Consider the following 24,971-nt stretch of genomic DNA (forward strand, 5'->3'; position numbering starts at 1 on the left):
GTTTCCGCTCGCAAGCGGTCCATGTGACTGGGTGCTTTAGGATATGAACAGGCGGGAGTGCTTGCATCTCTTGACCGGATTGGCCGGCGCGGCGCTTGCGGGGGAGGTGAACGCGCAAGGCACCGAGCCGAAGGCGATGCCGACCATCGCGCCGCCGGACCCAAATCCCAAAACGCCCTCCTTCAAGCTGCCGCCAAAGTCCTGCGACAGCCATACCCACATCTTCGGGCCGGCCTCGCGTTATCCGTTCGCGGAAAAGCGGCCCTACAACACGGCCGATGCGCCGCTGGAGATGTTCCGCAGCCTCCATGAGAAGATCGGCGTCGAGCGCTGTGTCATCGTCAATGCCACCGTGCATGGCACCGACAATCGCGTCGTCACCGATGCCATCGCCCAGAGCGAGGGCGCCTACAAGGGCATCGCCAACGTCAATGACGAGATGACCGAGAAGGAGCTGGCGGCGCTCGACAAGGGCGGCATCTGCGGCTGCCGCTTCGCCTTCCTCAAGCGCCTCGGCGGCGTCGGCGACATGAACAAGTTCCAGCGCATCGTGCATCGCGTCGCGGAGCTCGGCTGGCATATCGACGTGTATTTCGAGCCGGGCACGATTCCCGAGTTCGCGCCGATCCTCACCGCGCTGCCGACGCCTTACGTGATCGATCACATGGGCACGGTGCAGGCGGGGAAGGGGTTGGATGATCCCGGCTTCACCGCGCTGCTCGACCTCCAGAAGAAGGACGAGAAGTGCTGGGTCAAGATCACGGGCCTGGAGCGCGCATCCGCGGCCGGCAAGCCGTTCCACGACGCTGTGCCGTTCGCGAAGGCGCTGATCGAAAATGCGCCCGATCGCGTCATCTGGGGCACCGACTGGCCGCATCCGAACGTCAAGGTCATGCCGAATGACGGCGATCTCGTCGACCTCATTCCCCTCTACGCGCTTGATGAGAAAGTCCGGCAAAAGCTGCTGGTCGACAACCCCGCTCGGCTATTCAAGTTCACCTGACGACGATGATGTACACACCCACCATTCCGCCACCCGATCCGAACACGCGCACGCCAAAATTCAAGCTGCCGAAGCTGTCGTGCGATGCGCATTGCCACATCTTCGGGCCGGGCTCGAAATATCCTTACGCGCCAGATCGCTCCTACACGCCGCCGGACGCGCCGCTTGAGGATTTTCGCGCGCTGCACGCCAAGCTCGGCGTCGAGCGCGCCGTCATCGTCAATGCCAGCGTGCACGGCACCGACAACACGGTGGCGCTGGATGCGATCGCACAAAGCAATGGCGCGTATCGCGCGGTCGCCAATATCGACGACACGATCACCGAGCGCGGGCTCCAGGTGCTGCACGAGGGCGGCTTCCGCGGCTGCCGCTTCAATTTCGTCCGCCATCTCGGCGGCGTCCCCGACAAGCGCGTGTTCAACCGTATCATCGCGATGGTCGCGCCGCTTGGCTGGCACATCGATCTGCATTTCGATGCGATCGACCTGCCTGAATATGCCGACATGCTGACGAGGCTGCCGCTGAGCTACACCATCGACCATATGGGCCGGGTGAAGGCCTCCGAGGGGCTTGATCAGCTTCCCTTCAAGATATTGATCGAGCTGATGCAGCGCGACGAGAAGTGCTGGGTCAAGATCTGCGGCTCTGAACGTGTCTCCTCGGCCGGCCCGCCCTTCACCGACGCGGTGCCGTTCGCGCGCAAGATCGTCGAGACCGCGCCCGACCGCGTCATCTGGGGCACCGACTGGCCGCATCCCAACGTCAAGGTGATGCCGAACGACGGCGATCTCGTCGACCTGATTCCGTTGTTCGCGCCGGAGCCGGAGTTCCAGCAGAAGATTCTCGTCGACAATCCCGCGCGCCTGTTCGAGTTCGACCGATGACCGCTATGGCGATCGACAAGCCGCGCGGCCGCGCCTGGTGGAAGGAGCTCTGGATCCAGGTGCTCATCGCCATGGCGGCCGGCATCGCGCTTGGGATCGTTAGCCCCGAGGCGGGCGCCAAGATGCAACCGCTGGGGGATGCCTTCATCAAAGCGATCCGGATGCTGATCGCGCCGATCATCTTCTGCACCGTCGTGCACGGCATTGCCCATATGGCCGACATGGCGCGCGTCGGGCGCGTCGCGGTGAAGGCGATCATCTATTTCGAGATCATGACGACGATCGCGCTGATCATCGGTCTCGTCGCGGTTAACCTGCTCCGGCCCGGCGTCGGCATGAACATCGATCCCGCCAGCATCAATGCCAGCGCGATCGAGCCTTACGTCAAGCAGACCGGCGCCATCGGCTTCGTGCCGTTTCTCCTCAACATCGTGCCCGCGACGTTCATCGGTGCCTTCGCGGAAGGCAACATCCTCCAGGTGCTATTTATCTCCGTGCTGTGCGGCTTCGCGCTGGTGCAGCTTGGCGAGCGTGCCGCGCCGCTGGTGAGCCTGATCGACATCGCCGCCAAGATGGTGTTCGCGGTGGTCGGCTTCGTGATGTGGGCGGCGCCAATCGGCGCGTTCGGCGCGATTGCCTTTACCGTCGGCAAGTTCGGCGTGGGCTCGCTGGCCTCGCTCGGCAAGCTGCTCGGCGGTTTTTATCTGACCTGCGTGGTCTTCATCTTCGTGGCGCTCGGCCCCGTCGCGCGTTTGTGCGGCTTCTCGCTGCTCAAGCTGATCCGCTACATCTGGGAGGAGCTGCTGATCTGCATCGCCACGACGTCGTCCGAGACGGTGCTGCCGCGAATGCTGACCAAGCTGGAGAAGGCCGGCTGCGAGAAGAGCGTGGTGGGGCTCGTGATCCCGACCGGCTATTCCTTCAATCTCGATGGCACCTGTCTCTATCTTGCCGCCGCCTCGGTGTTCCTCGCGCAGGCGACCAACACGCCGTTCGGACTCGCCGAGCAGATCGAGCTCTTGCTGATCCTGCTCGTGACCTCCAAGGGCGCGGCGGGGATCGCAGGCGCCGCCTTCGTCGTGCTGGCGGCGACGCTCTCGGCCACAGGCTCCATCCCGGTGACGAGCGTGGCGCTGGTGCTCGGCATCCACCGCCTGATGTCGCAGGGACTGACGCCGACCAATCTGATCGGGAACGCGGTTGCGACCATCGCGATTGCCAAATGGGAAGGCGCGCTCGACGGCGAGCGGTTGAAGCGCGTGCTCGACGGCGAGGAACCGGCGGCCGTCGCGGCCTGATGAATTGGCTTCCTGCATGCGGCAGGCGGCCTATGCTGCTTACGAACGAAGAGGGGAGTTTGTCCCATGAAAACAGGTCTTGTCGTTACCGCCCATCCCGGCGATTTCGTTTGGCGTGCCGGCGGCGCCATCGCGCTGCATGCGAAGAAGGGCTATCGCATGAAGATCGTCTGCATGTCCTTCGGCGAGCGCGGCGAGAGTCAGTTCGCCTGGAAGGAGAAGGGCGCGACGCTGGAATCGGTCAAGGCCGGCCGCAAGGACGAGGCAGAGCGGGCCGCTAAGCTGTTAGGGGCCGAGATCGAGTTCTTCGATTGCGGCGACTATCCGCTCAAGCTGACGGAAGCGCATTTCGACCGCATGGTCGACATCTACCGCGAGCTCAATCCGAGCTTCGTGCTGACCCATGCACTGGAAGACCCCTATAATTTCGACCATCCGAACGCGGCGCATTTCGCCCAGGAGACGCGCGTGGTCGCGCAGGCCATGGGTCACAAGCCCGGCGCGCAGTACAAATATTCCGCGCCGCCGGTGTTCCTGTTCGAGCCGCACCAGCCCGAGCAGTGCAACTACAAGCCGGACTTGCTACTCAAGATCGACGAGGTCTGGACGCAGAAGTACGAAGCGTTCCAGATCCTGGCCGCGCAGAAGCACCTCTGGGGCTATTACGAGCGCGTCGCGCTCAACCGCGGCATCCAGGGCAGCCGCAACACCGGCGTGCCCATGACCTATGGCGAGGCCTATCAGCGCCTGTTCCCGACCGTTGCGGAGGAGCTGGCATGAAGCCCGTCGTCGTTCGCAACATTGAGCGGGCCGATCCCGCCGGCATGGCGGAATACGGCGTCTCGACTGTGCACGAGGCCTATGGTCGCATCGGCCTGATGAAGCCGTATCTGCGCCCCGTCTGGGCGGGCGCCTCGATTGCCGGTCCAGCTGTCACCGTGCTGGCGCAGCCCGGCGACAATTGGATGATCCATGTCGCGGTCGAGCAGTGCAAGAAGGGCGACATCCTCGTCGTCGGCTGCACCACCGACAATACCGACGGCATGTTCGGCGAGCTGCTGGCGACCTCGCTCCAGGCGCGCGGCGTGCAGGGGCTGGTCATCGATGCTGGCTGTCGTGACGTCAAAGCGCTGCACGAGATGAACTTTCCGGTGTGGTCGCGTGCGGTTTCGGCCAAGGGCACGGTCAAGGCGACGCTCGGCTCGGTCAACGTTCCCGTGGTCTGCGCCGGCGTCAACGTCGATCCCGGCGACATTATCGTCGCCGATGACGACGGTGTCGTCGTGGTGCCGAAGCGTTACGCCGCCGAGGTCGCGGAGAAGGCGAAGAAGCGCAACGCCGACGAGGGCGGCAAGCGCAAGCGGCTCGCCTCGGGTGAGCTGGGGCTCGACATGTACAGCATGCGCGAGGCCTTGGCGAAGGCGGGCCTTGTCTATGTGGACCATCCCGAGGACGTCTGAGCGGATAAGAGAAGCGGAGCGGGCGGATGGATCGTCTCAAGCTGAAGGCCGTGCTCGGCAGTCATCCCCATGTCAAAGCGGTGAAGAGCGGCGAGCTCCGCTCCGACCTCTTCGACCTCGATTTCGTTGAATACACACCCACCAATACGGCGTTCAAGCCGATGGTGCGCGAGCAGGCGTTCGACGTCTGCGAGATGGCGATCGTCACTTTTCTGATGGCGAAGGCGCACGGCAAGCCGCTGGTGCTGCTGCCGGCGACCATGATGGGGCGCTTCCAGCATTCCTATGCGCTCTACAATCCGGCGAAGGGAACACTCGGACCGTCCGATCTCGAAGGCAAGCGGGTCGGCATCCGCTCGTTTACGACCACGACCGGCGCCTGGATCAGGGGCATCCTCGCCAACGACTACGGCGTCAATCTCGACAAGATCAAATGGGTCACCTTCGAGAACCCGCACGTCGCCGAATATATCGACACCACCGAGCGTGCGCCGAAGGACAAGAAGGTCCTTCAGATGCTCATCGACGGCGAGCTCGATGCCGTCCTCGGCGAGACCTCCAACGATCCCAAGCTGAAGCCGCTCTTCCCCGATCCTTCCGCGGAAGCGGCCAAATGGTACGCGCGGCGCGGCGTCGTGCCGGTCAATCATCTCGTGGTCGTGACCGAGCCGCTCGCGAAATCGCGTCCCGACGTGGTCGCGGGCGTCTATGATCTGCTCAAGCGCAACAAGCAGCAGATGGGCACTGCGGCGACACCGGACCTCGTTCCGTTCGGGATCGAGGCGAACCGAAAACCGTTGGAGCTGATCGTCGACTACGCATTCCAGCAGGCGCTGATCCCGCGCCGCTATGCGGTCGAGGAACTGTTCGACGAGACGACACGAGGATTGAACTGATGGCGGATCCGAAACGGTGGCAGATCGGGCTGGTCGGCTATGGCGAGGTCGGCCGCATCCTTGCCGAGGATTTGCGCCAGCAGGACATCAAGGTCGCAGCCTATGACATCAAGCTCGGGACCGAGCACGGCGCGCCGCTGACGGAGCATGCGGCGAAGCACGGGGTGACGCTCGCGGCGTCTCACGCCGAGCTGACTGCAAAATCCGATTTCATCATCTCCGCCGTCACCGCGAGCCAGGCCGTTCCGGTCGCAAAGGCCTGCGCGGCCGCGATCAACCAGGGCACGTGGTTTCTCGATTTCAATTCGGCCTCGCCCGGCGCCACGCAGCGCGCCGCTGCGCTGATCGACGCTGCCGCGGGACGCTATGTCGAGGGCGCCGTGATGACCTCGGTGCCGCCGTACCGGATCAAGGTGCCGCTGTTGCTCGGTGGTCCCGGCGCGAAGGAGCTGGAGCCGCTCCTGAACGCGATCGGCTTTGCCGCGAAGGTCGCGAGCGACAAGCTTGGCGTGTCCTCGGCCGTCAAGATGTGCCGCAGCATCATGATCAAGGGCCTCGAGGCCATGGTCATCGAAAGCTTCACCACCGCGCGGGCCTATGGCGTCGAGGACGCGGTGCTGGCCTCGCTTAGGGAAACCTTTCCCGCCATCGATTGGGAGAAGCAGGGCGCCTATTTCTTCCAGCGCGTGATCGAGCACGGCCGCCGCCGGGCCGAGGAAGCGCGCGAGGTCGCCGAAACCGTGCGCGAGGCGGGGCTGACGCCGTGGTCGGCGCAGGGCACGGCTGAGCGTCAGGCCTGGATTGCCGATCTCGCCGATGAAGGTCTGTTCGGCAAGAAGGGAACGAAGGAGTTCGCCCGCAGCGCCGATTGGCGCACCGAGGCAGACCGCATCCTCGCCAAGATCAAGCGCTGACCGCGCGCGTTCGGCTCGGGGGCTTGCCGCCGTCGCCATAGCCGGAAATTTCGTCGCGCGCTTGCTCGATCAAGCCGATCAGGCTCTTGGCCTTGCGGACGACGTCAGTGCTGCGCTCGGCGCGGAACTCGGTCAGGATCATGCGAATGCATTTGTCGGCCGTATCGAGCGCCCAGAGCGCGTGAGCCATGTCGCTCTCGGTCTGGATCGCCGAGATATCGAGGCCCGACAGCACTTCGCCGATGCCGTTCAATCGCTTGATGGCCGCTTCGGCGGGCGTGCTGGCCCGGATCGACTGATAATCGATGCCGCCGAATGCGCTGAACAAATCCATGACTTCCCCGGAGAGCGCAGTTGGTCAGTGCGCATCTCCCAGTATGATCACTGCGGCCGACCTCGCAACGCGGGCAGCTACGGTCCGGGATTTTGCGGGACCGGGATTTCGGGGCGAATTGGCGGTGAATCGGGCCCGAATGGTCCAGCGATCATCGATGTCTCCCGACCATCTTACCGTTCGACGCGACGAGCATACCTGCCTTGTAAACAGCGCGGCCTTGCGGCACCGCGACGACGGCCTCGGGAACGTGTCCGGCGTTGAGCGTGACGAAATCGGCCTTGGCGCCGACGCGCAGGCCATAGCCTGCAAGCCGGAGAGCCTTTGCACCAGCTTCGGTGATGACATCGAACGCGGTGCGCAGCTCCTCGTCGATATTGAAGCCGGAGCGATAGCCGAGCGTGGTCGCCCGGCGCAGCATGTCGCCGTCGCCATAGGGCCACCAGGAATCCCGGATGTTGTCGTTGCCGCTGAAGACGGTGACGCCGGCATTGCGCAAGGCAAGGATCGGTGGAAACGGCCGCGCGCCCGGCGCGTTCGTCATGATCGCGACGCCCGAGCGCGCGAGCAACTCGGCCATCTTCTTGAGGTGGTCGGCTGAGATGTCGCCGAGCCCATAGGCATGGCTGACCGCAACATGGCCTTCCATTCCGAGCGCGCGCGTGCGCGCCGCGATCTGCTCGATCTCGAAGGCACCGAGCGTGCCCATGTCGTGCAGGTGAATGTCGACATCTACGCCATGCTTGCCCGCGACGCCGAACACCACGTCGAGATGCTTCTCGACGTCGCGGTCGAAACTCGCGGGATCGAGCCCGCCGACGAGATCAGCACCGAGACCGATGGCCTCGTCCAGCAATTGCGGCGTGCCCGGGCTCGCCAAAATGCCGCTCTGGGGAAAGGCGACGAGCTGGATATCGATCAAGTCGCGGTACTCCTCGCGCACGCGCAAGATGGTCTCGAGCGATTTGAGGCCGACGGAACCGTCCACCATGACATGGCTGCGCATCTGCGTGGTGCCGTGTCCGATGCAGAGATCGAGCTGGTTGCGCGCCCGCACATCCATCGGCGCAGCCTCAGCCATGTTCTCGGCCTGGAAGGCGACGCGCTCATGCACGTCGAAACCGTTGGTGCACGGCTTGTGGGGCCGCCAGGCATCGCCGTAGAAGCTGGTATCGAGATGGATGTGGCCTTCGACGAAGCCGGGAACGACGAGGGCGTTGTTGAGGTCGATGGCCTCGTTCGCGGCGGGACTCTCATCGACGGGCGTTATCGCAGCGATACGGCCGTCCTTGACCGCGATGTGATGGCGAGATCCGCCGTCGAAGCGCGCGTTCAGGAAGATCTTTTCGAAGGCCATTTTGGTTCCTCCGTTGATTGATTGTAGCGATAGTCGCGCAAGCGCCGCGGACGGCGCAAGATGCGGGAAGGCGATGGCCGTTCAGCGTCCGGGGCGGAACAGCGTCGGCCGTTGCCGTTCAAACGTCTGCCGGCCGCGCTTGAACCCCATCACGACATCCGGCAGCTCGGCGATGGCGAAGCGGCTGTCTTGCGTGTCGAGCACGACGAGATCGGCGGGATTGCCGACCTTGATGCCGTAATCGCCGAGATTCATTAGCCGCGCCGGCAGGTCGGTCACGAGATCGAGGCAGGTGTCGAAATCGCTGACCGCGGCGTGCGCGACATTGGCGTAGAAATTCGCCATCCGCAGCAGCGAGGCATCGCCGAACGGCGTGAAGGGATTGAGCACGTTGTTGGTCGCGACCGAGCACAGCACGCCGTCGCCGGCGAGCTTGTGGGCCAGCGTCAGCCCGCGCGGCGCGTTGTGGGTGGCTTCGCGGCCCATGAGGTAGAGGTCGGTCGCCGGCAGTACGGTGACGGCGACGCCCGCTTTCGCCAGTTGCGCGGTGGCGGCCTTCAGCCGCTCCGGCGGCAAGGCCGACAGTTTTGTGGCGTGCCCGATCGCGACGCGTCCCCCATAGTTGCGCCGCTCGGTCTGCCGGCAGACCTCGTCGAGATGCCACCACGAGGGATCGAGGTCGAAGTCGAGATGGAGGTCGACGTCGACGTCGAAATCCTGCGCAAGATCGAAGATGCGCGCGAGATGGGCGTTCGGGTCGGTGTCCATATAGGGGCAGCCGCCGATCGCTTCGCCGCCATCGCGCAGCGCCTGGACCAGCAGCTCTTCGGCCCCGGGATCGTTGGTCAGGCCTTCCTGCGGGAAGACGCAGAGCTCCAGGTCGATCGCCCAGGCATAGTCGCGCTTCAGCGCCTTGACCGCCTCGAAGCCGCGGAGGCCGATGCGCGGGTCGATCTCGACATGCGTGCGCATGCGGGTCGTGCCGTGCACGATGGCGCGTTCGAGCACGCGGGCGCCACGCGCATAGACGTCCTCGACGGTAAAATCCTTCTTCATGCCGGCCACGGCGCGGATGGCTTCCGAGACGCTGCCGTGATCGTGCCCGCAGCGGCCAAGCAGGCAGGCCTTGTCGAGATGGATGTGGGTGTCGACGAAGCCGGGCAGGGCCAGGTGCCCGCCGAGGTCGATTGCGACGGCGTCGCAGGCGAGCCGGGGCTCGATCGCGGCAATGCGGCCGTCCTTCACGCCGATATCGACGGGTGCGGCGGATGATCGCAACAGCGCGTTGCGGAAGATCAGGTCGAAGGCGGCTTGGGTGGTCATGGCGGCGGATTCAGCTGTGATAGCCTAGCGGAAGCTGGAGGAGCGGGCAGCTCCAGATTGTGTGCAATCGAGGCATCAAATTGTCCAAAAAATGTGCATGCACTTTGAGGCCTGAATTGTAGAATGCCGGCACTCCGGAGAAACCCGCCATGTCCGCCCCCGTCAAAGCCGAACGCCCGATGACTGACGCCGAGATCGTGGAGGCGTATCTGACGGCCTCGATGATACCCGATCCCGATGCCGCTGCGGCCTATATGAAGCCGGGCACGGTGATCACGTTCACCGGCGGGCGCGAGTTCGATCATCCGCGCGGGCCGACCGGCTTCAACGCAAAGCGCTATCGCTGGGTCAAGAAGAAGATGGACCGGTTCGACGTCTGCCCGGGCGCTGATGAGACTGTCGTCTACAGCGTCGGCACGCTCTATGGCGAGTGGATGGACGGCACGCCGTTCGAGGGCAACCGCTATGTCGATCGCTTCGTCGTGAGGGGCGGGCAGATCGTCAAGATGGACGTCTGGAACGACAGCGCCGAGCGCATCCTGGTTCAGCGCGGGATCGAGGCCTAGCTTCTTCTCGCAATCTTCTGCAGCTTGACGACGCGGTCGCTCGTCACCTCGTCGGCATAAGGCGCGAGGATGTCGAGGAGATCGCGGCCGCGTTGCGGGGTGGGGGCGACCAGCGCGCGATTGGCCACGGAATCCAGGTGATGATGCATCAAGTCCATCACCTTGGCCTCGTCGCCCTTGGCGAGCGCCGAGATGATGGCGCGGTGCTCGTTGATGGCGCATTCGGTCGAATGCGGCCGGCTGTAGAGCGACAGCGTCAGGCAGCAGCGATAGGCGACCTCGCTGACATAGCGCACCAGGATCGGGCTGTTCGTCATCTGCGCGAGCAGGATGTGGAATTCAGTGGCGAGCCGGATCGAGACCGCATCCGTGCCGCCGCGCGCGCGGTCCTCGGCATCGACATGGGCGTTCAGCTCGGCGATCTGGGCCTTGGTCAGCTTGCCCGCGAGCTGGCGCACGACAAGGCGCTCGAGCTCGATGCGGATATCGAAGGCATCGCGCGCCTCCTGCCAGCTTGGCGTTGCCACCACCGCGATGCGGTTGCGGCGCAGCTCGACCAGACCTTCGGCGGCGAGCTGCCCCAGTGCATGGCGGGCAATGGTGCGGCTGACGCCGAAACGCTCGCCGAGCGAATCCTCCGGCAGCTTGGCGCCGGGCTCGAGCGCCTGCTCGATGATTGCGCGCCTGAGTGCGCGGCAGATCACGCTGACCTTGTCGGACGATTCGGAAGTCTTGCTGGTGGGGCGCGCCGCCATCGGCGAATCCTTGAGGGGAAGGGTCGAAAGCTCCTCTTTAGCACAGGCCTGCGCCAATCCAGCGCACCAATTGCATGCAGTTTGGCGCCCGGATTGCCCAAATCGAATCCGGCCGATCGGCGGTTCGATTGGTCAAATCATTGATTTTACGGAGGCGGCCGATTGGCACCCAGCTTGCATGCACTTTGGCTGTGATGCGCATGCAACCCAACGCCCAGTTTGACGGCCAGCCCGTTCCCGAAGCTGCAGCCGCCACCGCCATCGAGCTGTCCGAGGCCACCGTGACCTTCGGGCGCGGCGACCGCGCCGTGCCCGCTCTGTCAAAGACCAGCCTGCGGATCGCCGACGGCGAGTTTGTCGCACTGGTCGGTCCGTCCGGATGCGGCAAATCGACCATTTTGCGCCTGGTCAGCGGCCTGGTGCAGCCGACCAGCGGCGTCGTCATTGTTGGCGGCCGCGAGGTCGCGGCGCGCGCGATGCGCGTCGGCATGGCCTTCCAGAACCCGACCATGCTGCCGTGGATGACGATCGAGCGGAACATCATGCTGCCGCTCAAGATCGTCGAGCCGTTTCGCTCCAACTTCCGCAGGCTGCGCAAGACCGAGTTTCGCGACAAGGCCAACGCGCTATTGGAGCAGGTCGGCCTCAAGGGCTTCGGCAACCGTTATCCCTGGCAGCTCTCCGGCGGCATGCTCCAGCGCGCCAATCTTTGCCGCGCGCTGATCCACGAGCCGCGCATGCTGCTGCTCGACGAGCCCTTCGGTGCGCTGGACCAGTTCACGCGCGAGGAGCTATGGGCGATCCTGCAGAACCTCTGGATGACGCACAAGCCGACCGTGCTGCTGGTGACGCACGATCTGCGCGAGGCCGGCTTCCTTGCCAGCCGCATCTGCGTGATGAGCGCGCGCCCCGGCCGCATCCTCGACGACAGCCGCGTCGAATTCGCGCGGCCGCGGACCGTCGCCATGACGTTCGAGCCGGATTTCGTCGCGCTGAACCAGAAGCTGCGCGCCTTCATCGAGGATGCGCGCAGCGCGGCTGCGCAGGGGGCAGGCTGATGTTCGGGATCGATGTCAGGCAGAAGGCGTGGTCGGCGGGGCTGATCGTGCTGTTCTTCGTCGCCTGGGAATTGTTCTGCCTGATGACGGGCATGTCGGATCTGGTGCTGCCACGGCCCTCGCAGGTGTTGGTGACGCTGGTGCAGCGCTTTCCGGTGCTCTGGCCGCACATCGTGCAGACGCTTGCCACCACGATGTTCGGCTTCGTCCTTGGCGTCGCGCTCGGTGTCGCCCTTGGCGCCATCATCGGCGTGTCCAAGACGGCCTATGACACCTGCTATCCGTTGCTGATCGGCTTCTCCTCGATCCCCAAGGTCGCGGTGGTGCCGATCTTCGTGCTGTGGTTCGGCTCCGGCACCGTGCCGGCGGTGCTGACCGCGCTGTCGATCTGCTTCTTCCCCATCGTCGTCAATATCGCCACGGGCCTGGCGACCACCGAGCCCGAGCTCGAGGACGTCTTGAAAGCGCTCGGCGCCAGCAAGCTCGACATCCTCTGGAATGTCGGCCTCCCCAGGACCATGCCGTTCTTCTTCGCCTCATTGAAGGTCGCGATCTCCTACGCCTTCGTCGGTGCGGTGCTGTCGGAGACCGTCGCCTCCAACCGCGGCATCGGCAACGTCATGATGACCGCGTCCTCGAATTTCAACGTGCCGCTGGTGTTTGCCGGCCTGTTCGTGCTCGCCGGCCTCGGCGTCGCGCTCTACGTGGTGTTCTCGCTGATCGAAGGGCAGGTCACCGGCTGGGCCACGCGCAAGAACGACGTCATCGCCACCTGAAATCCTGAACCGTCACGCAACGAAGCTGAGGAGGTCTCGATGTTGAGAAAAGCAACTGTCGCGCTGTTGGGGTTGGTCCTGTCTACAGGCGTCGCCGCCGCTGAGGACACCACGATCAAGTTCACGCTGGGCTGGAAGACGCAAGGCAGCGACGCCGCGTTCTTCTACGCCAAGGACAACGGCTTCTTCAAAGAGGAAGGCCTCAACGTCGTCATCGACCAGGGCGAGGGCTCCGGCGCGACCGTCACGCGCGTGATGTCCGGCGCCTATGACGCCGGGTTCGGCGACGTCAACGCCATCATCCAGAACGCCTCGACCAAGCCGCAGGAAGCGCCGGTCATGGTCTACATGATGTGGAACCAGCCGCCATTCGCGATCGTCGCCAAGAAGACCAGCGGCATCAACACTATCAAGGACTTCGAGGGCCACACGCTCGGCGGCGCGCAGGGTACGCCGACGACGCGGCTGCTGCCGGTGTTCACGCGCAAGAACGGGCTCGACGGCGAGAAGATCAAGATCTCCAACATGGCTCCCAACCTGCAAGAGCCGATGCTGATCAAGGGCGACATCGACGCGGCGCTGGTGTTCAACATCACCAGCTACTTCAACCTCGTGCTCAACCGCCAGGACCCCGACAAGGACTTCAAATGGTTCTCGTTCGGTGAGTACGGCCTCGATCTCTATTCCAACGGCGTCATGGTCTCCAAGAAGCTGATCGCGTCCAACCCGAAGGCGGTGGCCGGCCTTGTGCGCGCCATCAACAAGGGCGCGATCGCGGTGGCCAAGGACCAGAATGCCGGCATGAAGGCGGCGCTCAATTACGACAATCTGATCGACGTCGCCGTCGAGAAGCGCCGGCTGCAATATTCCTTCGACAAGCTGATCGTCTCGCCGGAGATGAAGGAGATCGGCATCGGCGACATCAAGGACGACCGCATGACGCGCGCCATCGGCATCGTGGTCGAGGGCTATCAGCTCGCCCGCGCGCCGACGCCGGCGGAAGTGTTCTCCCGCGAATTCCTGCCGCCGCGCGCGGAGCGGGAGTTGGTGTATACTGCCAACTGAATATTTCGGAGAGACGGTCATGGCCACGGAGATCTCGGCAACCAGCCTGTTCCGTGGCTCCGGCCAGGCTATCAGCGACAATGTCGTGCTGCGGCACGACGGCGGCCTCATCACCGGCATCTCGGAAGGAGCGGAGCCTGCCAGCGGCCCTCGCTCCTTCGTCATTCCGGCCTTCGTCAACGCCCATGACCATGCCCGGGCGACCGCATCGTCCTTCGGCGCGGTCGGCATGCCCCTGGAAAGCTGGATCCTGCGGACTGTGCTCGGCACGCCGGTCGATCCCTATCTGACCGCGGCGTCTGCGCTGGCGCGCTCGGCCAAGGCCGGCTGCGCCGCCATGATGGTGCATTATACGCGCCCGAGCGGGACAATGCCTTTGCTCGATGAAGCCAGCGCCGTTGCGAGAGCGGCATCGGACGTCGGCATCCGCATGGCCTTTGCGATCGCAGTGCGCGACCAAAATCCGATCGTGTACGGTGATGCCGGGCCGGTGCTCTCGTCTCTTCCCGGCGACGATCGCAAGACCATCGAAGACCTCTTCGTCCGCGCGCCGATGTCGCCGAAGGCCTATATCGAGCTGACTGATGCGATTGCCGCCGCCATCGCCGGCCCGATGGTGGACGTGCAGCTCGGTCCCGCCGGCGTGCAATGGTGCTCGAAGCCGCTGCTGGAGGCGGTGGCGCAGAGTTCGGCACTGACCGGCCGCCGCATCCATATGCATCTGCTGGAGACCGTCTATCAGCGCGCCTGGGCCGATCAGAATTTTCCCGATATGGTGCGCTGGCTGCGTGACATCGGCTTCCTCTCCGAGCGGTTGACGCTGGCGCATTGCATCCACGCGCGGCCAGACGAACTAGAGATGATCGCGGCGTCAGGCGCGCGCATCGTCACCAATTTCAGCTCGAACATGCATTTGCGCTCGGGGCTCGCTCCGATCGCCGCCGCGCACGGATGCGGCTGCTCCATCGCGGTCGGCGTCGACGGGCTGGCGCTGGACGAGGACGACGACGTCCTGCGCGAGATGCGGCTGGTGCAGCTGGTCCATGGCGGCCTCGGCTTCAAGCCGACCTGGACGCCGGCCGAGATGTTTGCGCTCGCCATCCGCAATGGTCGCCGCGCCACCGGCGCACCCGGGAGCGGAGAGCTCGTCGCCGGTAACCCCGCCGACTATGTCGTGATCGATCTCGACCGGCTCGATCGCGACCAGATCATGCCCGTCGATCCCATGGCGCTGCTGTTTGCACGCGGCAATGCATCGCTGGTCAACGAGGTCGTCGTCGGCGGCCAGACGATCGTGAGGGACGGCGTCTGCACGGGTGTAGACTTGCCCGCGATCGAGCACGAGTTGCGGGCGATGTACCGCGCCAATGTCGGCCGCTACACGAATTTCCAGCGGATATGGCCGCCGCTTTCGGAGCGACTATCCGGCTGGTTCGAGCAGCAGCTCACCTGCGACTAGGGCAGGGCGTTCCGCGCGGCCGGGCCGATATAAAACCGCGATAGCTGATAGGCGGATCCTTGTCTGGTGATCGGTCCGGCTCTGGGTTATCACACGCGCGGCTGCGCACTGACGCGCCCGATGACCCCCTTGAGGAGCCCCCGATGCGTCTTCCCACCCTTGTCCTCGCCCTGACATGCCTTGCAGGCGCAGCCTCAGCCGAGGACCTCACCGGCACGCTCCAGAAGATCAAGGAGACCAAGAAGATCACGCTGGGCTATCAGGAGGCTTCGGTTCCGTTCAGCTATCTCGACGGCAACCAGAAGCCGGTCGGGTTTGCCATGGACATCTGCCTCAAGATCGTCGATGCGGTGAAGAAGCAGCTCGCCATGCCCGACATTGCCGTCGACTATGTCGCCGTGACGTCGTCGAACCGCATTCCGCTGATGGTCAACGGGACGCTTGACCTGCATTGCTCGGCAACCACCAACAATGCCGACCGCCAGAAGCAGGTCGCCTTCACCAACACGCATTTTCTGAGCGCAACGCGGTTCGCCGCCAAGAAGGCCGCCAAGATCAACACCATCGACGACCTCAAGGGCAAGGCGGTCACGGCCGTGGCCGGCTCGGTCAACCTGAACCAGCTTGCCAAGGTCAACACCGAGCGCAATCTTGGCATCAAGATCATGCCGGCCGTGGACCAGGCTGAGGCGTTCCTGCTGCTGGAAACCGACCGTGCCCAGGCCTACGCGCTCGACGACGTCCAGCTCGCGGTCGCCATTGCGCGCTCGAAGGAGCCGGCCCTGTTCATGATCAGCGAGGAGACGTTTGCGAAGGCCGAGCCCTTCGGCATCATGTTGCGGCGAGAGGATGCGCCGTTCAAGGCGCTGGCCGATCGCGCCACGGCCGAGCTCTACGCCAGCCCGGAGATCGAAGTGCTCTACAAGCGCTGGTTGGAATCGCCGACGCCGCCGAACGGCATCAACTACAACGTCCCGATGTCGCCGGCCCTGCGCCAGGCTTTCAAGACGCCGAGCTCAAGCGCCGATCCGGACGTGTATGTGGTGAAGTGAGGCGAGGGCTATCGGGTCCGATCTGGCGCTGTCCGAGCAAGCGCCTCGTCCTTCGAGACGACCGCTTTCAGCGGTCTCCTCGGGATGAGGCTGAGCGGCAGCTAGGTTTGTCGAGATTGCTGCCGCGCACTCCGCCCTCATCCTGAGGGCCCGCCGAAGGCGGGCGTCTCGAAGGATGCGCAGCGGGAAAGACTTTTGCCACGTTCCTACCGCGTCCGCGGCGTGTCGAGCAGCTGGCCGGCCAGCGCCGCGCCGATCGCCGCGATCGCCGCCATCGTCAGCGGAGGGGCCGCCGGGAGTAGCGTTTGTCATCGCGTCTCGCGAGCTGCTGGAGAATGGCCGCCATCGTCAGCGCCCACGGCACGAACAGGCGGTGACCGATCAGCGCGCCGCTGACCAGCGGGGCGCTGATGTTTGCGCCTGACATCAGCGACTGGTTGAGACCCATGATCATGCCCTGGCGGTTGATCGCGGTCGACCGCGACAATTCCGCCGTCAGCGTGCTGCGCGCGAACATGGTGCCGACGATGATCAGCGTCAGGTTGACCGCGAGCAGGCCGACATTGTTCTCGGCCCCAAGGCCTGCAAAGCCGAGGCCCATGCAGGCGAACGCCGCCATAACGATCGAGCGATCGGAGGCGATGATGTTGGCGCGGGTGATCAAGAGGCCCTGGACCACCATGTTGATGAAGCCGGCATAGGCAAAGATCCATCCAAGCTCGCGCGCGCCGAAGGCATGTCCGTCCCAGGAGAACCGCGCCGACAGGAACAGGCCGATCTGCGACAGGAACATCGAGTTGACGAAGAAGAACACGATGAGAAGGCCAAGCAGCCGCCAGGCGTAGCGCATGCCGAGCAGGCTGCGGGTCAGTGTCGGCTCGGGCACACGGTGTTGGTAGAGCGGCTCGGACGCCGGATGATCCGGCGGGAGCAGGGCGATGGTCGCAAAAATGCTGACCAGCGAGAGCGCGGCCGCGGCCCACACCGGCGCGGTCTGGCCGTAATGCACTAGGAAGCTCGACAGCGCAGGGCCGAGCAGCAGCCCGGTCCCAATCGCGCCGCTGGTCATGCCGAGCGCCTGCTTGCGCGTCGCCGGCGCGCTGTGCTCGGCGGCATAGGCGTGCGCGACCGAGATGTTGCCTGATGTCAGGCCGTCGATGATGCGGGCCAAAAACACCAGCGTCAAATTGCCGGCGAGCGCGAGCAGGACAAATCCGATCAGTGTCCCGATCTGGCTCACCACCAGCACCTTCCGCCGGCCGTAGCGGTCCGAGAGCATGCCGACTGCGGGCCCTGCAATGAGCTGGCACACCGCATAGACCGAGATCAGCGCGCCGAGCACGAAGGGCGTGGCGCCGAGCCGCTGCGAATAGAACGGCAGCAGCGGCAGGATGATGCCCATGCCGGTGGCATCCACCGCTACGACGACGAAGGTCGGGACCAGCGTCAGCGCGCTATGTCCGGCCATCGTCTCCGCTGCATGTGCCGGGGAACCCGGTCCCATGGCGCCTGTCCTCGTTCGCTTCTGCGTGATCGCCGCCGCAATGCGGGGTATATAGTTGCAAACTAATAGTTCGTGTCCTATCCAATTTGCATGGCACCCTCGCAAGGCTTCATCCATGCCGAGATCGGCCGGCTCATCACCCGTCTCGGCCGGATGTGGCGGCGCGAGTCGGACCTGGCGCTGTCCGAGCACGGCTTGTCCTATGCGACTGCGATCCCGCTGCTGGTGCTGTCGCGCCAGGGCGAGAATGTTCGCCAGGGCGTGCTCGCCGACGAACTCGGCATCGAGGGGCCGTCGCTGGTGCGCCTGATCGATCTGCTTCAGGCCGAAGGGCTGGTCGAGCGCCGGGAGGATCCGACCGACCGCCGTGCCAAAACGCTCCACCTGACGAAAGCGGGCGCGGCCAAGGTCGAGGAGACCAACCGCGTGCTGCGCCGGGTGCGGGCGAGCCTGCTGAGGGATATCGAGCTCGAGGAACTTGCGATAACCTTCGAAACTCTTCAGCGCATCGAACAGCGGGCCAGCCGTCTGCAAGACGTCAAGACAGGCCCAGAGGCGAAGTAGTCATGCGCGCAGATGAGCCGTTCCTGGTCCGCCACGCGGACCTGATTTTTGCTTTGAAGACGTTTGCGGCGTCGATGCTGGCGCTCGTCATTGCGCTGGCCATGGATCTGCCGCGGCCCTATTGGGCGATGGCGACGGTCTACATCACCTCGCAGCCGCTCGCGGGTGCGACCAGCTCGAAGGCCTTCTTCCGCGTGATCGGCACGCTGGTCGGCGCGACCATGACGGTGGCGCTGGTGCCGAACCTGATCGATGCGCCGGAACTGCTGTGCCTCGCGATCGCGCTCTGGGTTGGGCTCTGCCTCTATTTGTCTCTGCTCGACGGCACGCCGCGCAGCTACGTCTTCATGCTGGCCGGATACACGGTCGCCTTGATCGGCTTTCCCTCGGTCTCCGAGCCCGGCGCCATCTTCGACATCGCCGTGGCGCGGGTCGAGGAGATTTCGCTCGGCATCATCTGCGCCAGCCTCGTCTCCACCATCGTCTTCCCGCGCAGCGTCGCGCCGGCCGTCGCCCATCGGGTCGACACCTGGCTGTCGGATGCGCAACGCCTGAGCCAGGCGGTGCTGCTGCGGCAGGGAACGAGCGAAACGCGCCGGGGCAAGCGTCTCAAGCTCGCGACCGACATCGTCGAGATCGACACGCTCTCCACGCATCTCGCCTATGACCGGCTGACCGATCGCAATGCCGTGACCGGCCTTGGTGAAATCCGGCTGCGCATGCTGATGCTGCTGCCGGTGATCGCCTCGCTGGAGGATCGGCTGGCGGCGCTGGGCGAGGAGGCGTTGCGCCGGCAGCCCGAGCTGAAGCGCCTGCTGGAGGATCTCGCGCAATGGATCATGAGCGACGTCGGCGCGCGCCAGCCGGCGGAACGCATCCGCGCCATGATCGCGGAGCGGCAGGCGGTGCTTGATGACAGCGCCTCCTGGGAGCGGATCATCACCACCAGCCTGTTGTTGCGGCTGCGCGAGCTGGTCGACCTCTCGCTCGATTGCCGCGCGCTGACCGGGGCGATTGCCGATGGCCGCAATGTTTCGACGCTCGATCTCGCCTTTCATTCGGAGGCGGGCGCTGCGCCCGTGCGCCACAGGGACCGCGGCCTCGCGCTGTGGTCGGCGGCAGGTGCTGCCACGGCGATCCTGATCTGCTGCGCGTTCTGGATCGGCACCGGCTGGCCCGACGGCGCATCGGCGCCGATGATGGCGGCGGTCGCCTGCTCGTTCTTTGCCGCGCAGGACGAGCCCGCTCGCTTCATCCGCAGCTTTGGCCTGTGGTCGCTGGTCGCCATCGTCGTCGTCGCGATCTATCTGTTCGCACTGGTGTCGGCGATCTCCCATCTCGAGGTCCTGATCGTCGCGTTGGCGCCGACGTTCCTGCTCTACGGCTTCCTGATCGGACGTCCCGCCACCGCGGGAACTGGCATGGCGCTCGCGGCCAACACCGCGACCCTGCTTGCGATCCAGTCTACCTACAGCGCGGATTTCGCCTCCTACGCCAACTCGGCCGTCGCCTTCTTCATTGGCGTCGTCATCGCCGAGATCGTGACGCGGATTGCGCGCGGGGTCGGCGCGGAGTGGATCGCCAACCGCCTGGTGCTGTCGAGCTGGAAGACGATTGCAATTGCCGCCGAGCGCCGCGGCAAGCGCGACCGCGCCGAATTCGCCGGTCTGATGCTGCACCGTCTTGGCTTGCTGGTGCAGCGCATCGCCTTCCTCTCCGAGAGCGATCGCCGCGACACCGACAGCCTGGTTCAGCTCCGCATCGGGCTGAACATCATCGATCTTCGTCGCGCCCGCTATGGTCTCGCGATATCGACCGTCTCGGTCATCGACGACATGCTCGACCAGCTTGCTGCCGCCTGCCGCAGCTATGCCGGCGGGGGGATGCCTGCAAAGTTGCTGCGGCATGTCGATCTGGCACTGGCCCAGGCCGTCAAGGATCCCAACGACAGCGCCCGCGAGGACGCCTTGATCGGCCTCGTCGGCATCCGCCGCGGGCTGTTTCCGGACGCGCCGGCCTATCGGCCGCGCGCAGGCGAGAGTGTTGCGGCATGAGATATGTGATCGACATCTACGGCGTGCTGGTGCCGGCGTTGCTGCTGTGGATCATCGTCGCCTATGTGCTGAGTGCCGTGCAGCGCCGCCTCATGCAGCGCTTCGACCTGTACCGGCTGGTGTGGCACCGCGCGCTGTTCGATTTCGCGATTTTCGTCTGCCTTCTCGGCGGCGTCGTCTATCTCTCGGAGTATCTGTCATGAAAGGAAATCTTGCCGGGCTTGGTCGCCTCGCGCTCACCGTCATCGTCCTCGTCGCCGCGCTCGCCGTCGGCCGCGAGCTCTGGGTCTACTATATGGAGTCGCCCTGGACCCGCGACGGCCGCGTCCGCGCCGACGTAGTGCAGGTTGCCCCTGACGTCTCCGGCTTCGTGACCGAGGTGCTGGTCAAGGACAACCAGAAGGTGCGTCGCGGCGACGTGCTGTTCCGGATCGACCGCGAGCGCTTCGCGCTGGCGCTGCGGCAGGCCGATGCGTCGGTCGCCGGTCATCAGGCCACGCTCGACCAGGCCAACGCCGATTTGAAGCGCTACAGCACCCTGACGACCGACGCCGTTTCGCAGCAGAAGCAGGAGCAGGTGCTCGCCACCCAGCTCCAGGCCAAGGCGGCGTTCGATCAGGCTGTCGCCGACCGTGCGGTGGCGCAGCTCAACCTCGACCGCAGCGAGGTCCACGCCTCCGTGAACGGCGTCATCACCAACATGGACCTGCGCCCCGGCGCCTACGTCACGGCCGGGAAGGGTGTGATGGCCCTGGTCGACACCGACACGCTGCATGTCGAAGGTTATTTCGAAGAGACAAAACTCGCGCGCATCCGCGTCGGCGACAAGGTGCAGGTCCGCCTGATGGGCGAGAAGGCCACGCTGACCGGCCACGTCGAGAGCATCGCAGCCGGTATCGAAGACCGCGACCGCGCGGAGGGCGCGAGCCTGCTCGCAAACGTCAATCCCACCTTCAGCTGGGTGCGGCTGGCCCAGCGCGTCCCGGTGCGGATTGCGCTCGATCCGGTGCCTGAGGCCTTGTCGCTGGTAGCTGGCCGCTCGGCGACGGTGGAGGTATTGGACTAACGGCGCGCGCAGATGATCGCGCTTGGCCCTGGGGAAAACCGGCAACAAGCATTTCAATCCCAAATCGTAAGGCTAATCCTGACTCGCGTGTGTTGAGTCGGGGAGACTGCATGGGCGTTTGGTTTTTAATCCTAGCAGCCTGTGTCGTCGGCACGTTGCTCCTTTTGGCGTTCTGCCGATAGCGCCGATAGCAGATGCAATTGTTGCGGCGAAGCATCAGCGAGCTGCAGAATAGCGGTTCCAGACCGATGGTTTTTGACTGTGCACGGATGAACGCGTTCACTTCCGGGATCGGAGGCGGACGTGAGCTGGTTGTTTGTGTTTCTCATTGCCGCAAGCGCAGTCGTTCTGATCGCCCATGCGATTGACGCGATGCGCTCTTGATCCGGCCTGCGACTCGGGTTCGTCGGTAGCTTGGTAAGCACCGACAATGTTCCGAGGCGGGCGAGCGTCAAATTTGAGGAACCTGGCCTTACGGGCCCAAGTTGTCACAGCAGGAGGAATACAATCATGCTCGCGTTCTATCTGCCGATCATCATTTTCGGAGCGATGCTCGAAGCGATTTCGAATCAGAACGTATCTTCGCCCATCCAGGAGCCGCCAAGATTCGACTAGACGACGATCCTCTAGCGCATTCTCTGGTATCGACGCGCCAGCGTCGGCTTACGCGTTCGAATATTTCTTCAGCTCGAACCTTGCGATCTGGTTCCGGTGCACCTCGTCCGGCCCATCCGCAAGCCGCAGCAGGCGCGCGGTCGCATAGGCTTGCGTCAGGCCGAAATCGTTCGACGTGCCGCCGCCGCCATGGGCCTGGATCGCCCAGTCGATGATCTGACAGGCCATGTTAGGCACCGCGACCTTGATCATCGCGATCTCGCTCTTGGCCACCTTGTTGCCGACGGTGTCCATGGCGTAGGCGGCGTTGAGCGTCAGCAGCCGGGCCTGCTCGATCATGATGCGGGCTTCGGCGATACGCTCCTGCGTCACGGTCTGCTCGGAGACCGGCTTGCCGAAGGCCACACGACTGCGCACGCGGCGGCACATCTTCTCCAGCGTGCGTTCGGCAAGGCCGATCAGGCGCATGCAGTGATGGATGCGGCCGGGGCCGAGCCGACCCTGCGCGATCTCGAAGCCGCGGCCTTCGCCGAGCAGCATGTTCTCCTTCGGCACGCGGACATTGGTGAAGACGACCTCGGAGGCCCGATCGGGCACGCCGTAGAAGCCGAACACGGGCAGGGGCCGTTTCACCTCGATGCCAGGCGTGTCCATCGGCACCAGGATCATGGATTGCTGCTTGTGGCGATCCGGATTGTCAGGATCGGTCTTGCCCATGAAGATGCAGATCTTGCAGCGCGGGTCGGTCGCATTGGTGGTGTACCATTTGCGGCCGTTGATGACGTAATGGTCGCCGTCGCGCACGATCGAGCTCTCGATGTTGGTCGCATCGGACGAGGCGACCGCTGGCTCGGTCATGGCGAAGCAGGAGCGGATTTCGCCTGATAGCAATGGCTTCAGCCAGCGCTCCTTGTCCTTCTCGCTGCCGTAGCGCTCCAGCACCTCCATGTTGCCGGTGTCGGGCGCCGAGCAGTTGAACACTTCGGGCGCGAGATGCGAGCGGCCCATGACTTCGCAGAGCGGGGCATATTCGAGATTGGTCAGACCCGCGCCGTGGCGCGATTCCGGCAGGAACAGATTCCAGAGGCCTTCCGCACGCGCCAGCGGCTTCAGCTCCTCGACGACGGGATAGACCTTCCACGGCCCAAGCTCTTCGGCCTCGCGATAGAACCGCTCCTCATTCGGGTAGATGTGGCGGTCCATGAAGCTTTCGAGCTTGCGCTTGAGCTCGACGACTTTGGGCGACATCGGGTAGAGCATTTTAGGTCTCCTTGATCGACGGACGGCGCAGCGTGCTGCGCAATTGTAGGTCGCGTCAGGCGACCTGATACTCTTTGAACTTCTCGCGCAGCGCCGATTTCAGCACCTTGCCGGTGCCCGTCATCGGGAATTCGTCCAGGAATTCGACGGCGTCGGGCAGCCACCAGCTCGCGATCTTCGGGCGCATGTGGTCGAGCAGCATCTTGCCGTCGACGGTCGCGCCCTTCTTGCGGACGACGAGGAGCAGGGGGCGCTCCTGCCATTTCTCATGTGCGATCGCGACCACGGCCGCTTGCAGCACGTCGGGATGCGACAGGGCGATGTCCTCGAGCTGGATCGAGGAGATCCACTCGCCGCCGGACTTGATCACGTCCTTGGAGCGGTCCGTCAGCGTGACGTGGCCCTGTGGGTCGATCACGGCCATGTCGCCCGTGATCAGCCAACCGTCGCGGTCGAGCCCTTCGTCGAGCTTCATGTAGCCGGAGGCGACCCAGGGACCGCGTGCGCGCAAATGGCCGACGGTCTTGCCGTCGCGGGGCAGCTCATTGCCGGCATCGTCAACGATGCGCAAGGACGTGCCGAAGCAGGCGCGGCCCGAGACCTGGCGGCGGTCGAACTTCTCCTTGTCGCCGAGATGCTCCGAGCCTGGGCGCAAGCCCGGCATCGAGCAACCCAGCGCCTCGGTCATGCCCCAGGCCTGGATGTAGTCGACGTTGTACTCGCGCTTGAGCTTCTCGACCATCGCGCGCGGCGGCGCCGAGCCCGACGACAGCGTCGCGCGCAAGGTGGAGAATTTGCTGCCGGTGCGGCCGAGCCAGTCGAGCAGGATCAGCCAGAAGCTCGGCACGCCTGCGGACAGCGTGACCTTCTCGCCTTCGAGCAATTCATAGAGCTTGTCGGGCTCGTAGTTGCGGCCGGGCAGCACCAGCTTGGAGCCCGTGTAAGGCGCAGTGAACGGCATGTTCCAGCCATTGCCGTGGAACAGCGGCGCCATCGGCATCATGACTTCGCGCACGCCTTCGACATGGCCCGGCAAAAAGTCGAGACTGCAGCAGGTCATGGTCTGCAGGATCGCGGCGCGGTGCGAATAGATCACGCCCTTCGGATTGCCCGTCGTCCCTGATGTGTAACAGATGGTGGAGGCGGATTTTTCGTCGAACTCCGGCCAGGCGAAGCCGGCCTCGTTCTCTTGTCCCAGCAGCTCCTCGTAGCAATGCACGTTGGCGAGCTTCGTCTCCGGCATGCGCTCGCGCGACGACATCACCACATAGGCCTCGATGGTCGTCAGCTGCGGCGCGATCGCCTCGACGATCGGCAGCGTGGCGCGGTCGATGAACAGCAGCCGGTCCTCGGCGTGGTTGATGATGTAGACGAGCTGCTCGGGAAATAGCCGCGGGTTGACGGTGTGCAGCACATAGCCCATCCCCGGCGCGGCATAGAACATCTCGAAATGCCGGTGGGTATTCCAGGCCAGCGTGCCGACGCGGTCGCCTTGCTTCATGCCGAGCCGCTCGAGCGCCAGTGCCATGCGCTTGATGCGCGGATGCGCGTCCGCATAGGTATAGCGATGGATGTCGCCCTCGATCTCGCGCGCGACGATCTCGGCTTCGCCGTGATAGTCGGCGGCGTACTGGATCAGGCCGCTGATCAGCAGCGGCATGTCCATCATCAATCCCTGCATCGTTTCCCTCCGGAGTGCCATGTCGTT

The 24,971-nt window shown here is 64.6% G+C and carries 24 protein-coding genes; 17 read left to right on the top strand and 7 right to left on the bottom strand.

The window, feature by feature from the left end; all coding sequences use genetic code 11:
• Positions 1–43 precede the first annotated feature (43 nt).
• From FOM02_RS20145 to FOM02_RS20175, 7 genes are all read left to right on the top strand, one after another.
• Positions 44–1,003, top strand: coding sequence for an amidohydrolase family protein (locus FOM02_RS20145; protein ID WP_027557314.1), 960 nt, complete (start codon positions 44–46; stop codon positions 1,001–1,003).
• Between the two features lie 5 nt (positions 1,004–1,008).
• Positions 1,009–1,887, top strand: a complete 879-nt coding sequence (locus FOM02_RS20150; RefSeq protein ID WP_035729874.1) for an amidohydrolase family protein — start codon at positions 1,009–1,011, stop codon at positions 1,885–1,887.
• Positions 1,884–3,185 (top strand): C4-dicarboxylate transporter DctA, encoded by a 1,302-nt coding sequence (gene dctA / locus FOM02_RS20155; RefSeq protein ID WP_027557316.1) that lies wholly within the window; start codon positions 1,884–1,886, stop codon positions 3,183–3,185. Before FOM02_RS20150 ends, dctA begins: the two co-directional genes overlap by 4 nt.
• A gap of 66 nt (positions 3,186–3,251) precedes the next feature.
• A complete protein-coding gene (locus tag FOM02_RS20160) occupies positions 3,252–3,965 on the top strand; it encodes a PIG-L deacetylase family protein (RefSeq protein ID WP_027557317.1) in 714 nt (237 codons plus the stop codon).
• Entirely contained in the window at positions 3,962–4,645 is a 684-nt protein-coding gene (locus tag FOM02_RS20165; RefSeq protein WP_027557318.1) for a 4-carboxy-4-hydroxy-2-oxoadipate aldolase/oxaloacetate decarboxylase, read from the top strand. The genes FOM02_RS20160 and FOM02_RS20165 overlap by 4 nt, the downstream gene beginning before the upstream one ends.
• A 26-nt stretch (positions 4,646–4,671) precedes the next feature.
• Positions 4,672–5,541 (top strand): ABC transporter substrate-binding protein, encoded by an 870-nt coding sequence (locus FOM02_RS20170; RefSeq protein WP_027557319.1) that lies wholly within the window; start codon positions 4,672–4,674, stop codon positions 5,539–5,541.
• The gene (locus tag FOM02_RS20175; protein ID WP_027557320.1) at positions 5,538–6,455 is read left to right on the top strand and encodes a DUF1932 domain-containing protein; all 918 of its coding nucleotides are present in this window, start codon (positions 5,538–5,540) and stop codon (positions 6,453–6,455) included. The genes FOM02_RS20170 and FOM02_RS20175 overlap by 4 nt, the downstream gene beginning before the upstream one ends.
• On the opposite strand, the gene FOM02_RS20180 is transcribed toward FOM02_RS20175, so the two are convergent.
• From FOM02_RS20180 to FOM02_RS20190, 3 genes are all read right to left on the bottom strand, one after another.
• Positions 6,445–6,783: a hypothetical protein gene (locus tag FOM02_RS20180; protein ID WP_035731322.1), complete on the bottom strand. Its 339-nt coding sequence runs from the start codon at positions 6,781–6,783 to the stop codon at positions 6,445–6,447. The two genes, FOM02_RS20175 and FOM02_RS20180, sit on opposite strands and share 11 nt — an antisense overlap.
• 157 nt (positions 6,784–6,940) lie before the next feature.
• Positions 6,941–8,146, bottom strand: coding sequence for an amidohydrolase family protein (locus FOM02_RS20185; protein WP_027557322.1), 1,206 nt, complete (start codon positions 8,144–8,146; stop codon positions 6,941–6,943).
• Between the two features lie 81 nt (positions 8,147–8,227).
• The gene (locus tag FOM02_RS20190) at positions 8,228–9,469 is read right to left on the bottom strand and encodes an amidohydrolase family protein (RefSeq protein WP_027557323.1); all 1,242 of its coding nucleotides are present in this window, start codon (positions 9,467–9,469) and stop codon (positions 8,228–8,230) included.
• Positions 9,470–9,618: 149 nt separating this feature from the next.
• Between FOM02_RS20190 and FOM02_RS20195 the strand changes: the two genes are divergently transcribed.
• Complete coding sequence (locus FOM02_RS20195; RefSeq protein ID WP_027557324.1) at positions 9,619–10,035, top strand: hypothetical protein; 417 nt, start codon at positions 9,619–9,621, stop codon at positions 10,033–10,035.
• On the opposite strand, the gene FOM02_RS20200 is transcribed toward FOM02_RS20195, so the two are convergent.
• The gene (locus FOM02_RS20200) at positions 10,032–10,790 is read right to left on the bottom strand and encodes a GntR family transcriptional regulator (protein ID WP_027557325.1); all 759 of its coding nucleotides are present in this window, start codon (positions 10,788–10,790) and stop codon (positions 10,032–10,034) included. The two genes, FOM02_RS20195 and FOM02_RS20200, sit on opposite strands and share 4 nt — an antisense overlap.
• Before the next feature lie 200 nt (positions 10,791–10,990).
• Between FOM02_RS20200 and FOM02_RS20205 the strand changes: the two genes are divergently transcribed.
• From FOM02_RS20205 to FOM02_RS20225, 5 genes are all read left to right on the top strand, one after another.
• On the top strand, positions 10,991–11,848 hold the full coding sequence (locus tag FOM02_RS20205) for an ABC transporter ATP-binding protein (protein ID WP_027557326.1): 858 nt from the start codon (positions 10,991–10,993) through the stop codon (positions 11,846–11,848).
• Positions 11,848–12,624, top strand: coding sequence for an ABC transporter permease (locus FOM02_RS20210; protein ID WP_027557327.1), 777 nt, complete (start codon positions 11,848–11,850; stop codon positions 12,622–12,624). The genes FOM02_RS20205 and FOM02_RS20210 overlap by 1 nt, the downstream gene beginning before the upstream one ends.
• Before the next feature lie 39 nt (positions 12,625–12,663).
• Positions 12,664–13,689: an ABC transporter substrate-binding protein gene (locus FOM02_RS20215; RefSeq protein WP_027557328.1), complete on the top strand. Its 1,026-nt coding sequence runs from the start codon at positions 12,664–12,666 to the stop codon at positions 13,687–13,689.
• Positions 13,690–13,708: 19 nt separating this feature from the next.
• Positions 13,709–15,148 carry an amidohydrolase family protein gene (locus FOM02_RS20220; protein WP_027557329.1) on the top strand — a complete coding sequence of 480 codons (1,440 nt, stop codon included), beginning with the start codon at positions 13,709–13,711 and terminating at the stop codon, positions 15,146–15,148.
• Between the two features lie 143 nt (positions 15,149–15,291).
• The gene (locus FOM02_RS20225; RefSeq protein WP_027557330.1) at positions 15,292–16,200 is read left to right on the top strand and encodes an amino acid ABC transporter substrate-binding protein; all 909 of its coding nucleotides are present in this window, start codon (positions 15,292–15,294) and stop codon (positions 16,198–16,200) included.
• A gap of 277 nt (positions 16,201–16,477) precedes the next feature.
• Here the strand turns inward: FOM02_RS20225 and FOM02_RS20230 are convergent, their stop codons facing one another.
• Positions 16,478–17,704 carry an MFS transporter gene (locus FOM02_RS20230; RefSeq protein ID WP_265442096.1) on the bottom strand — a complete coding sequence of 409 codons (1,227 nt, stop codon included), beginning with the start codon at positions 17,702–17,704 and terminating at the stop codon, positions 16,478–16,480.
• A gap of 90 nt (positions 17,705–17,794) precedes the next feature.
• On the opposite strand from FOM02_RS20230, the gene FOM02_RS20235 reads away from it, so the two are divergent.
• Genes FOM02_RS20235 through FOM02_RS20250 form a run of 4 tightly spaced genes read left to right on the top strand, consistent with a single transcriptional unit; the run spans position 17,795 to position 21,388 of the window.
• Positions 17,795–18,268, top strand: a complete 474-nt coding sequence (locus FOM02_RS20235) for a MarR family winged helix-turn-helix transcriptional regulator (RefSeq protein ID WP_027557332.1) — start codon at positions 17,795–17,797, stop codon at positions 18,266–18,268.
• A 2-nt stretch (positions 18,269–18,270) separates the two neighbouring features.
• Complete coding sequence (locus FOM02_RS20240) at positions 18,271–20,322, top strand: FUSC family protein (protein WP_027557333.1); 2,052 nt, start codon at positions 18,271–18,273, stop codon at positions 20,320–20,322.
• Positions 20,319–20,525 carry a DUF1656 domain-containing protein gene (locus FOM02_RS20245; protein WP_027557334.1) on the top strand — a complete coding sequence of 69 codons (207 nt, stop codon included), beginning with the start codon at positions 20,319–20,321 and terminating at the stop codon, positions 20,523–20,525. The genes FOM02_RS20240 and FOM02_RS20245 overlap by 4 nt, the downstream gene beginning before the upstream one ends.
• Positions 20,522–21,388 carry an HlyD family secretion protein gene (locus FOM02_RS20250; RefSeq protein WP_027557335.1) on the top strand — a complete coding sequence of 289 codons (867 nt, stop codon included), beginning with the start codon at positions 20,522–20,524 and terminating at the stop codon, positions 21,386–21,388. Before FOM02_RS20245 ends, FOM02_RS20250 begins: the two co-directional genes overlap by 4 nt.
• Before the next feature lie 663 nt (positions 21,389–22,051).
• Here FOM02_RS20250 and FOM02_RS20255 read toward each other — a convergent pair.
• Entirely contained in the window at positions 22,052–23,263 is a 1,212-nt protein-coding gene (locus tag FOM02_RS20255) for an acyl-CoA dehydrogenase family protein (RefSeq protein WP_027557336.1), read from the bottom strand.
• Positions 23,264–23,318: 55 nt separating this feature from the next.
• A complete protein-coding gene (locus FOM02_RS20260) occupies positions 23,319–24,944 on the bottom strand; it encodes a long-chain fatty acid--CoA ligase (RefSeq protein ID WP_027557337.1) in 1,626 nt (541 codons plus the stop codon).
• Positions 24,945–24,971: the final 27 nt, after the last annotated feature.

This window comes from Bradyrhizobium sp. SEMIA (assembly GCF_014844175.1).
GTDB lineage: Bacteria > Pseudomonadota > Alphaproteobacteria > Rhizobiales > Xanthobacteraceae > Bradyrhizobium > Bradyrhizobium arachidis.